The organism is uncultured Maribacter sp. (assembly GCF_947500405.1).
Lineage (GTDB): Bacteria > Bacteroidota > Bacteroidia > Flavobacteriales > Flavobacteriaceae > Maribacter_B.
In genome coordinates this window covers 459,640-472,151 of the sequence record NZ_CANMRY010000001.1, presented here as the reverse complement: position 1 = coordinate 472,151, position 12,512 = coordinate 459,640, and the positions used below count along the sequence as shown (strand labels likewise).

Below are 12,512 nucleotides of genomic sequence, written 5' to 3'. Positions count from 1 at the left end.
ATAGTATACTGAAATAGAGATAAGTAAAGAATGTATCAACAAAAATAAATAAAATAATTATAAACACTAATGTTATATATGGAAGCATCAGAAAAATCATCTTACTTAATTAAATTAACATTAGTAGCAACTTTGGGAGGTTTGTTATTTGGCTATGATACGGGCGTTATTTCAGGGACAGTAGGTTCTTTAGATAGCTTTTTTGTAGCTCCTAAGAATCTATCAGAAACTGCTGCAAATTCTTTTAAAGGATTTTTAGTTTCTAGTGCATTAATTGGTTGTGTAATTGGAGGTATCTTGGGAGGGTTTGTTAGTAAAAAGTTGGGTAGAAAAAAAGGTTTAATTTTAGCAGCTATATTATTTTTAATTTCTGCATTAGGATCATCAATGCCAGAAATGTTTATAAACCCCATTGGTAATCTAGATCATACGTTTTCAACAATTTTTATTATTTATAGGATTATTGGCGGTATAGGAGTTGGTTTGGCATCTATGTTGTCTCCATTGTATATTGCGGAGATTGCACCTGCGGGTAGTAGAGGTAAGTTGGTTTCGTTTAATCAACTAGCTATTGTTGGGGGCTTTATGGTAGTTTATTTTGTAAATTATTTTATTTCTAGAAGTGGAGGGTCAGACGCATGGTTAAACGATGTTGGTTGGAGGTGGATGTTTGCATCAGAAGTTATACCAGCAGGTTTATTTTTAATATTATTATTTTTTGTTCCAGATACCCCTCGTTCATTAATGCTAAAAAATAAACCAACAGAGGCTTTAGATGTACTTATTAAAGTAAACGGAGAAAAAGAAGGAAATAGAATTTTAGAAGAAATAAAAGGGACTTTAGTTGAGCACTCTGGAAAATTATTATCTTTTGGGTCATTGGTTATTACGGTGGGTATTTTACTTTCAGTTTTTCAGCAGTTTGTAGGGATAAATGTTGTGTTATATTATGCACCAGAAATATTTAAAAAAATAGACCCCAATACAGACGGAGCTTTATTACTAACAATCATTGTTGGTATTGTAAATTTCCTTTTTACCATTATCGCTATTAGAACAGTAGATAAATATGGTAGAAAACCACTAATGATAATTGGAGCCTTAGGAATGGCAATAGCAATGTTTTCATTAGGGTTTGTTTTTTTTGGAGGAGTAACAAGTTATTTGGCTTTAGTGTGTATGATAGTTTATGTTGCTAGTTTTGCTTTAAGTTGGGGTCCAGTTACATGGGTACTTTTGTCGGAGATTTTCCCAAATAAAATACGAGGACGCGCTATGGCAATTGCGGTAGCTGCACAGTGGATTTCTAATTACTTGGTATCTTTAACATTTCCTATGATGGATGATAATACCTATTTAACTGAGCAATTTAATCATGGTTTTGCGTACTGGATTTATGGAGCAATGTCATTGCTTGCAATGTATTTTGTATGGAAATTTGTTCCAGAAACAAAAGGAAAAGCTTTAGAAGAAATGGAGACCCTTTGGAAAAAATAGAATATAATAACTTATCTTTTTCTTAGGGATATTTATCTAGTATAATTTTAAGAAGCTAGACTATAGGTTATAATTGCAACTTCATGGTTGTATAAAGTTTATACAGATTTTTGTCTTATAATGATTAAAATGTCTGCTTTCTTTGAAAAATGCTACAATAGTAAGTTGCTAATTTCATTAGTTGTGTTCTCTAATTTGATAGTTTCAAGAGTGGTACCCTTTTTTAAAAATATTAGGTTCCCTGTTGTTTAGTATTAAAATAGATTCCATGTGGTTTTTATTATTTTAAGTGCATCTAAACTCCTTAAGGAGTTTTTTTTCTTGCCGCGCCTAATCTGTTATTAGTTGTCTTCTTATGCCAGACTAATGCTTGCCTATTACTTCAGTTATACATTCTCTTGTATTTATAAGGCTATAGAATTCTTCAATTTCATATCTTTGTCCTTGTGTTATTTGTTAGACATTGCAATTTTTAGCAAGAAAACAATATAATTAAATTCCTGTTTATAGAGAGGGATTAACATTTTGTTTTTCTCTTCTAAAAAATAACGATACTATTTTTTGCTAAAAGTTATCTTTAATTAGTTAAATTCAAGTTGTTTAAAAAAATAAAATAGTATTTTGGAGTTTTAAGTAGGGTAAATTTAAATACTTTGCCTAGTTTATAATGTCTTTAGCTAATTATATAAATAAGGAAAACCTTATGAAGGTAATAGATTACTTAAGTATTGATGAAAATTCAAGAGTACCAAAGTATCAGCAAGTTGTTGATTGCATTATTAATAATATTGCAAATGGAAATATTAAATTAGATCAAAAATTACCATCTATAAATACAGTAAGTGAAGATTTTTATTTATCTAGAGATACTGTAGAGAAGGCATATAATATTCTAAAGGAAAAGAATATTATTATTTCAATTCCAAGAAGAGGAAACTACGTTGCAAAAACTGAAGAAGGTAATAAATTTAATATTTTATTTTTAATTAATAAGTTGAGTTCATATAAAATGAGAATATATAACTCTTTCTTAGATAAAATTGGACTTAATTCAAATATAGATTTGCAAATTTATCATTGCGACGAACTTTTGTTTTTAAACGCGTTACAAAATAAGCACAAAATTTATGACTATTTTGTAATCATGCCTCATTTTAAAACAGAAAACCTTAAGCATGTTAGTTATACGGAAGAGGTATTAAAAAAAATAAATAATATACCTAAGAATAAATTGGTGATCCTAGATAATTTAATACAGCCTTTAGCAGAAGATGTTGCTTGCGTTTATCAAGAATTTGATAATGATATTTACGAAGCTTTAAAAATGGGATTTACTAAAGTATCTAACTATAAAAAAATAATATTAATATATCCTGAAAAAGGAATTTATCCATACCCAAAAAGAATTTTGTTTGGGTTTAAAAAGTTTTGTTTGGAATATGAAATTGATTTTGAAATTCTAAACGAAGTTTATAATGATATGATACTAAAAAAAGGGGATTTATTCATTACAATAGAAGAGTCTCATTTAGTTAATTTAATTAATCAAGTGAGAGAGGATGAATTAAAATTAGGGGAGGATGTAGGGGTTATTTCATATAATGATACTCCTCTTAAAGAACTGCTAGGTATTTCGGTAGTATCAACAGATTTTAGAGTCATGGGAGAAACTGCAGCCGAAATGATTTTAAATAATGAAAATAGACGTTTTAAGGTACCCTTTAATTTCATCAATAGGGAATCTATTTAGTTATTTTTTTTGAAAAATTTAAAGATGTAATTATACTCCTACAACGAGTAGTGCATTTTGTTTATATTCTTTCAGTATCTTTACTTACTAAATCCTTGCAAGCTTAATGCTAAGATTAATAGTCATATACTTTGTTTTATTTTGTTCGTTAGGTGTGTTTTCTCAAACTAAGACCTACGAATTTTTTCATATAGCCACCAATGATGGTTTGTCACAAAGTTCCGTAATAGCTATAAATCAAGATGATTTTGGCCAAATTTGGATTGGTACTAGTGATGGTTTAAATCGTTATAATGGAGCAGATTTTAAAATATACAAACCAGAAAAAGATAATAATTCTTCCTTAAGTAATAATGATGTACTTGCTATAGAAAAAGATAGTGATGGCTTTATGTGGATTGGTACATCTATTGGTTTAAATAAATACAATCCTAAAAAAGATACTTTTAAAACCTACTTTGGAAATAAAGAAAGAGGCCCAAGAATGAATGTTGCGGTTTGGGAAATTAAAGAAATGTCTAACAAAGAAATATGGATGGGAACGCCCGCTGGATTATGGGTATATAATAAGTCTACCGATTCATTTAAACGTTATTTTAAAGGATGTAGGGTAACATCTATTTTTGAATCTAAGGATGGTTCTGTTTTTGTTGGGACTCATGAAGGTGTAAAACGTATAACTAAACATGAAGGTAACACTTTTGAGTTTAATACAATTGAAGAAACTAAAGATTATATTATTCAAGATATAATAGAAGATGTACATGAATATGGCAATTTACTTATTGGCTCTAGAAAGAATAGTGTTTTAGAGTATGATATTAGTGAAGGAGTACTAAACTCATATTTTGACGAGAAGGAGTTAATAGATAAAAATAGAAATGCAAGGCAATTACTTTTTGATGATGAAAATCAACTATGGATTGGTACCTATAACGGTATTCAAATAGCCAATAAAAATAGGAAAATAAAAGTTTTAAGGAGCAATATTAATGATAGTGAATCGCTTAGTGATAATTTTATTAAAGCCCTTTTTAAAGATAAAAAAGGTACCATCTGGGTAGGAACTTACCATGGAGGTATTAATGTTTGGGATGAATCTAATGTTAATTTTATCAATATAACTCAAAAACCAGGTAACATTGGTTTGGGTTTTAAAGTGGTAAGCTCTATCGTGCATTATAAGGATTTTATTTTTTTTGGTACCGAGGGTGGTGGGATTTCAGTTTTAAATAATAGAACTAAAGATATAGAATATATTAATCTTGAAAATACCCCAGAACTTAAGAATAATAATATTAAATCTCTATACTTATCTGAAGACAATAATCTTTGGATAGGTTTATTTAATAATGGCCTTGTTGTCTATAACCTTAATACTAAAAGAATCATAAAAAAACCTATACCAGATAATTTATTATCTTATATTAAAGAAGTTGGGGTTTATGATATACAGAAGGATGCGCATGGAAATATGCTTTTCGGAACTTTTGGAAATGGCTTAATTAAATACAATCTTGCCGATAAATCATTTACAATTATAGAAAGAAAAACCAAACCTAATGGTCTATTACATAATATTGTAAAAGCTATAAAAGTAGACTCTAAAAATAATATTTGGGTAGGTACTCTTAAAGGATTAAGTGTTATTAATGATGCTGGGGTAATTAAAAATTATTTAGGTAAAGATGGTGTAAAAACTGGCTATGAAATAACTTCTATTTTTGAAGATTCTAAAGGAAATGTATGGGTAGGTACAAAGACAAATGGACTTTTTAAATTTGTTAATAATAATTTTGTTTTTGTTGATTTAAGCATTGACAATGCCATAATAACTGGTATAAGTAGTATTGTTGAAGGTCCTGATAGTAATTTCTGGATAAGTAGTGTTAATCAAGGAATAATAAATTATAACCCTTCAAAAGGTAGTATACTAGCACATTATACACTTAAGGAAGGCTTGGCTAGTAACCAGTTTAATAACACAAGCTTGTGTTTAAAAAAATCGCAAATATTTTTTGGAGGACCAGCTGGGGCCACTTATTTTGATGCTAGTAATTTAGTAAAAAACGCCTATGTTCCTCAAGTAATCTTAACAGATTTAAAAATAAGAAATAAGTCGGTTTCTGTAAATGAGGGTAATAAAGTGCTTTCTAATACCTTAATGTTTACAGAGGATATAAACCTATCCTATGAACAAGGTAATTTTAGTATTTCTTTTTCTATTCCAAATTTTATAAACTCTAGTAGTAATAGATATAAATATCGTTTGAAAGGATTAGATGAAGACTGGGTCGAAACTAGGAAAAACACAGCATCTTATACAATTCAGAATCCTGGTGACTATACTTTTGAAGTTAAAGGGGTAAACAGTGATGGAGTTTCAAACAATATTGCTACAACATTAAAAATAACTGTAAATCCTGCTCCTTGGAGAACTTGGTGGGCTTTCTTGTTATATGGTTTATCTATCTTTGCCGCATTGTATTATTTGTTATTTGTATTAAAATCTAAATCTAAACTTAAGCATCAGTTAGATTTAGAGCAAATGGAAGCAGAGCAAATTAAAAAGACAAATAAAGCTAAGTTAGAATTTTTTACTAATGTTTCTCATGAATTTAGAACACCACTAACATTAATTCTTGGTCCGTTACATCAAATTTTAGAAAACTACAGGGGCAGTAGTACCATGTATAAAAAGTTAAAAGTTGTAGAAAGTAGCGCTAACTATTTATTACAACTAATAAATAGGTTAATGGATTTTAGAAAACTAGAGAACAATCTTATTAAACTAGAATCTGCGGAAGGAAATATTGTTAAATTTTTACGAGAAATTTATTTATCTTTTTCAGAATACGCTAAAAATGGGAATTACGATTATAGTTTTAATACACCATCAGACGAAATACTTGTGTATTATGATAGACATAAACTAGAAAGGGTTTTTTATAACCTAATCTCTAATGCCTTTCGCTATACCCCTAAAAATGGGAAAATAGTTTTAAGAATTCTTAAAGAAGAGGATAAAATACGTATTCAAGTAGAGGATTCGGGTGTTGGGGTAGCAAAAGAGTTTCAAGATAAAATTTTTGAACGTTTCTTTGAGTTGTCTTCAAATAATAAACCAGATACCGATTATAACAAAGGTACCGGTATAGGGTTGTCGATAGTAAAAAATATTGTTGATTTACATAATGGGAAAATTCATGTTAGAGATAATGAGGAAGGAAAAGGCTCTGTTTTTTCTGTAGAACTCCTTTTAGGAAGAGCACATCTTTCTAATGATCAAATTATAAAGGATTTTAAGTTTAGTGAAGATTTGTCTCAATATGTAAATCAATTAGAAAATATTCCCGGCGTTTTGGAAACAGTTGTCGTTGATGACAATTTATTAAAAGAGAAACAAACTGTACTGCTGGTTGAAGATAATAAACAACTGCGCAAATTCATGTACGATTTATTAGTTGATAAGTATAATATTTTAGAAGCTGAAAATGGTAAAGTGGCATATAAAAAGGCACAACATGAGCAGGTAGATGTTATTATTAGTGATGTGGTTATGCCTGTAATGACTGGCACGGAATTATGTGCTTTGATAAAACAGGATATAAGAACCAGTCATATACCTGTTATACTATTAACCTCTCGTTCTGCTTTAATATACAAATTAGATGGCCTAGAGAGCGGAGCAGATGATTATATTAGTAAACCATTTAATGTAAGTGAGTTTCAGCTTAGGGTAAGAAATATATTAGAGTCGGTATCTCGTTTAAAGCAAAAAATGAATTCTATAGATGTAATGCCACCAGAGAGTGTTGTATTATCATCTTTAGATGAGGTTCTTTATAGAAAAGCATTAGATGTTGTTGATGAAAATATAGGTAATGAACAGTTTGATGTTCTTACTTTCTGTGATCAATTGGGTGTTAGTAGAACAGTATTATTTAAAAAAGTTAAAGCTTGGACTGATTTTACTCCAAATGAATTTGTACAATATATACGATTACAAAGGGCAGCGCAATTCTTGGAACAAGGAAAAATGAATATTTCTCAAATAAGCTATGAGGTTGGCTTTAAGAATCCTAAGTATTTTAGCAAATGCTTTCGCGAAAAATTTGGGAAAACTCCAAGAGACTATGCTAAAATGTTTACAGATAACTAATTATCAAAGCATTATAACACGTTAAGCACTTAAAAACCTCCTTTTCTAACATCTGTAATACGGGTATTTGGTATTTTTAAATACCTAATTGAGTACTTCTGCGTACTATTTATTGGTTTTTCTATAGCTAAATTTGGTAGCGCTAAAAACGTTTTAGAATTCATGAATAACAAAAAAGTAAATTATTTGGAGTTAATCTTAATTTTTGCTGTTGTTATAATACTCTTAATGATTATTTATTTTTTATAAGTTTTCAAGGAAAGTAAGAAGTATAATAAATAGGACAAATCAAAATGTATCGGAGCAGTATGATTGTCCTTAAAGTTAAATGAATTCTTAAACTATATAGTGTAGCTAATTTAATAACTAATTTAAAATCAATTATATGTTTAAACTCAAACCAAAACAAAAAATTAAAAGACGGAGAACTATTTCTCTAATGACGCTAATGCTGGTGGTGTTATTTTCCAGCTTTTTAGATGGGGGTTTATATGCCCAACAAAGTATTTCTGGTGTAGTGACTGATGAAGACGGTGGTCCGTTGCCAGGGGTTACTGTTCTGGAAAAAGGAACAACGAACGGTGCAGTCGCAGATTTTGATGGAATTTTTGCAATTAATGTATCCGAAAAAAGTAAAACTTTAGTTTTCTCATACATAGGCTATAAAACAAAGGAAGTTTCTATAGACAATAAGACTAGTCTTAATGTGACCCTAGAAGAAGATGTTGAAAACTTAGAAGAAGTTGTTGTTATAGGTTATGCGGCTATAGAGCGTAAAAAAGTACTTGGGTCAATTGCTTCCGTTAAAGCAGAATCAATTGTAAAGGCTACGCCTGTTCAAGCATTTGATGCCGTTCAAGGGAAGTTGGCAGGGGTGCAGATTTTAAGTAATAATGGTCCAGGTCAGGGCTTTGATATACGTATACGTGGTGTTTCTACTTTTGGTAGTGGAACATCTCCTTTATATGTTGTAGATGGTCAGCAATTAGATAATATTGATAACATTGACCCAAATGATATAGAATCATTAGAAGTGTTAAAGGATGGTGCTACTGCGGCTATTTATGGTTCTAAGGCAGCCAATGGTGTTGTAATTATTACAACCAAATCAGGTAAAGCAGGAGATTTAAAGATAGAATTAACTCAAACTACAGGTATGAATTCTTTAGTTGGGGATTTACCTGTGGTAAATACTGAAGAACGATTTTTACTTGAAAAAAAGAGATCTGGTAATTTAGAAAGTTTGCCACGTTTTGAAAGAGATTCTTTAAGTTTACTTAGAAGAAATGACTACGATTTACAATCATTACTTACAAGACCAGCAGTAAGAACACAAACAAATTTTTCGATGAGTGGCGGTAGTGAAAAAGTTAGATTTTTATGGAACACCGGTTATTTATTTGAAGAAGGTGTAGTTATTAATAGTGATTACAAAAGAATAAATACGCAATTAAAGATTGATGCCAATTTGTCTAAGAATTTAAAATTGGGAACAAGGATGACTTTAACTCATCAAGATAAATCAGGATTAACAGAGGGGGGTGTTTTTACTCATTTAGTAGAAAGATTACCTTATTTACCTTTGTTTCAGCCAGATGGTTCGTTTACACCAACAATTGGAGGGCGTAAAAACCCATTAGCTTTTGCTAATTTGCAGGTAAGGGACGATCGTGATTATCGAATTCAACTTTTTAACTATGCGGAATTGCAAATTTTACCAAAACTAACAGTTAAGTCTACATTGGGATTAAATTGGAGGTATAGAAAACGTGATCAGTTTGATACGAGACTTATTGCTAATAGAATCCAAACAGGTAATGATCAAGCAAGGGTACTTCAAGATATGACCTATGATATTCAGCAAGAAAACTTTCTTAATTATAAAAATAAATGGGGAAATCATGATTTAGGAGCATTTGGAGGTATGCAAATACAAAAATACTTTATAGAAAATACCGATTTTAGATCAAGAATACTAAATAACTCGTATGTACAGACCTTGAATAATGCATCACCAGGTTCAATAACGGGTGATAATAATTCCAATGAAAGACATAATTTATTTTCTTTATTTGCTGGATTTAATTATGATTTTGCTGATAAATACTTATTAGGAGGTACCATTCGTCGTGATGGTTCTTCAAGATTTGGTGATGAAAATGAATATGGTTTGTTTCCTTCAGCAACCTTAGGTTGGAGAGTTAGTAATGAAAATTTCTTAAAAGGAAGTGATTTTATAAATAACTTTTTAATAAAAGCTAGTTGGGGTATTATAGGTAACGAACGTATAGGTAACTATTTATTTACTGGTGCATTAGAGCCAGGTTTCTCTTATGATGGTATCTCTGGTATTGCAGCCACTCGTATAGGAAATCCTGAACTTTCTTGGGAAGAAACAGAATCTATTAACTTAGGTTTTGATTTATCTTTATTAAAAAACAGAATAGACATAAATGTAGATTTTTGGGAAAAGAAAACTACTGGTCTTTTGGCAACCACGCCATTACCGGAAGAGTCTGGGTTTACTGGCATTATTAGAAATGTTGGAGCAGTTGATAATAGAGGTGTTGATTTTAATATATCTGGTACAATAGTAGATTCTAAGAACTTCACTTGGAATAGTAGCTTTAATATTAGTTATCTTGAAAATGAAGTTACTAAGTTAGATGGTGGAACAGAATTTTATCCTGCGGGTAGATATTTGATTCGAGAAGGAGAGCCAATTGGTAATATTTTTGGTTACAAAAACTTAGGAGTATATCAATATGCAGAGTCTAATGCTTATACGGACGATGGTACGCGTTTAACACCAAACTTTGATGGAGATGGTAATTTTACAAATTACACATTAAATGGAGCTGAATATACAGATGCAGTTAATAGATTAAGAGTAAATGGTAGAACACCGCAAGGCGGGGATATTATTTGGGAAGATTTAGATGGTAACTTTAATATAACCGCTGATGATAGGCAAATATTAGGTAATGGTTTGGCAACTACTTATGGTGGTTTTTCTCATGATTTTAGATATAAGAACTTAAGTTTAAGTACTTTGTTTGATTTTACTTTAAATCAAGATATATATAGTAGGTGGGACGAAGATAGAAATGATCTTGCAGCTGGAGCAGAAAGCCCAGGGCCGCAACGTGTTTATGGAGCCTGGTTTGAAGAAGGTGATCAAACCATTTATCCAAGGCTTGACAGAGTACCGCAAAATCGTTTAAAACCTAACAGCTATTTTGTGTCAGATGGTAGCTTTATTAAATGGAGATATGTTCGTCTTAATTACATTTTTAATGAAAAACTTATTAAAAAAATACCTGTTATAAAGGGAGCTTCTATGAATTTAGCAGTAAATAATTTGATGACTTGGACTAATTATAAGGGTTATAACCCAGAATTAGGTAATAGGGGAAGTGCATTGACACCTAATATGGACCAACTAAGGTATCCTAATGATAGGGAGATTATTTTAGGAATTAAATTTCAATTTTAAAAAAAAAGAGCTATGTTGAAATATATAAAATATAAAAATTTTAAAAACTTTAAGATTGCCACATGTGCTTTAATACTTTCGTTTGGAGCATGGTCGTGTGATGATTTGGTAGATGAAGAACCAATAAGCGAAATTGGACCAGCATCATTTTATGAGACTAATGATGATTTATTAGCTTCATTGATATCAGTATATGATGGTATGCAGTCTTTTTATAAAGATCAGTATTTTCATTGGGGAGAGTTTAGATCCGATAATCATTTACCAACAGGAGCCAGTGCAAATAACGATGAAATAGCGAATAATGTTATATCGGATGGAAATGGAGCAACAAGATGGACGGATTTGTATCGTACCGTAAGCCGTGCTAATGAGGTAATTTTAAATGCCCCTAAAATTGCAGGGTTTAATGAAAACTACCTTGCAGAGGCTTTAGCTATAAGGGCAAAATCATACTTTGACGCTGTAAGAGTTTGGGGAAATGTTCCTTTATTTACGGAACCTGTTAAAAGTCTGGATGATGTTAGTAGACCAGCAACTGATGCAAGTACAATAATTAATGATGTAGTTATTCCGGATATGATTAGAGCTATAGAGCTTAGTTCCATTCCTTCGGATAACTATAGATTTTCTAAATCTAGTATATATGCACTTCAAGCTGAAGTTTATATGTATGTTAATGATTATCCAAAGGCAAAGGAAGCGATAGAATCTTTGATCAATTTAGGTACGCATCGTTTAGTTAGATCACCAGGGGCTTGGAGAGCTTTATTTTACAATAGTAATACAGTTGAGGAGCCTTTTGGAAAAGTGCAAATAGGTCCAGAATTAATTTTTTCTATAAGATATGATGCGGTAGGGGAAGAAGCAGGTTCTGGAAATCCAAACAGATCTGGAATTTCACAGTTATTCCGTGGTGGAATACCATCCTTTCTAATGTCTCCAGACGTTGAAGCTAAGTGGGTTGAAAAGTTTCCAACAGATTCAACTGAATGGGTAACTAAATACCCGGGTGTTAATCCTGCTACAACAAGAACAGTTCTTGTAGATGATGGCATGGGTGGAGTAATTCCAGAAGAAAGGTATAACTACGGAGATTGGAGATACTTTTTTTCTAGACAAGATGGATTCTCTGGATTAAGTTCAATACTTACAGGAGAAGCTAAAACTGGGAAATGGGGTGATACAGTATATCCTGCTAGTGATGATGAAACAGATGTAGTTGTTTATCGTTATGCGGATATGATTTTATTATTGGCTGAGATTGAAAACGAACTTAATGCTGATGGAGTAAGAGCTTTGGAGCTTGTAAATGAAATAAGAACAGCAAGACAATTGCCTCAAGTAGATGCTGTGGAATTTGGATCAAATCCAGCTGAACGTCTAGATTTTATATTGGATGAGCGTCGCTTTGAATTATACGGTGAAGCAAAAAGATACTGGGATTTGGTAAGGAATGATAAGGCTATAGAAACTTTAACTCCTATTATTCAAGGAAGAGGTATTGCAGAGCCATTGACTCAAGAACGATTATTGTGGCCAATTCATAATGATCACCTTTTAGAAAATGATTTATTATCACAAAATGCAGGATATTAAATAAAAAA

At 31.1% G+C, this 12,512-nt stretch carries 6 protein-coding genes; 5 read left to right on the top strand and 1 reads right to left on the bottom strand.

What is annotated here, in order from left to right; translation table 11 throughout:
* Positions 1–78: 78 nt before the first annotated feature.
* The 3 genes from xylE (at position 79) to Q0945_RS01955 (ending at position 7,409) form a co-directional block, all read left to right on the top strand.
* Positions 79–1,497: a D-xylose transporter XylE gene (gene xylE / locus Q0945_RS01965; protein ID WP_299430237.1), complete on the top strand. Its 1,419-nt coding sequence runs from the start codon at positions 79–81 to the stop codon at positions 1,495–1,497.
* A gap of 703 nt (positions 1,498–2,200) precedes the next feature.
* Positions 2,201–3,247, top strand: a complete 1,047-nt coding sequence (locus tag Q0945_RS01960; RefSeq protein ID WP_299430235.1) for a GntR family transcriptional regulator — start codon at positions 2,201–2,203, stop codon at positions 3,245–3,247.
* A 106-nt stretch (positions 3,248–3,353) separates the two neighbouring features.
* A complete protein-coding gene (locus Q0945_RS01955) occupies positions 3,354–7,409 on the top strand; it encodes a two-component regulator propeller domain-containing protein (protein ID WP_299430233.1) in 4,056 nt (1,351 codons plus the stop codon).
* 29 nt (positions 7,410–7,438) lie between these two features.
* Here the strand turns inward: Q0945_RS01955 and Q0945_RS01950 are convergent, their stop codons facing one another.
* Positions 7,439–7,573, bottom strand: a complete 135-nt coding sequence (locus tag Q0945_RS01950) for a hypothetical protein (protein ID WP_299430231.1) — start codon at positions 7,571–7,573, stop codon at positions 7,439–7,441.
* Between the two features lie 221 nt (positions 7,574–7,794).
* Here Q0945_RS01950 and Q0945_RS01945 point away from each other — a divergent pair, with 221 nt between their 5' ends.
* A complete protein-coding gene (locus tag Q0945_RS01945; RefSeq protein ID WP_299430229.1) occupies positions 7,795–10,905 on the top strand; it encodes a TonB-dependent receptor in 3,111 nt (1,036 codons plus the stop codon).
* A gap of 12 nt (positions 10,906–10,917) precedes the next feature.
* Positions 10,918–12,504 (top strand): RagB/SusD family nutrient uptake outer membrane protein, encoded by a 1,587-nt coding sequence (locus Q0945_RS01940; protein WP_299430227.1) that lies wholly within the window; start codon positions 10,918–10,920, stop codon positions 12,502–12,504.
* Positions 12,505–12,512 lie beyond the last annotated feature (8 nt).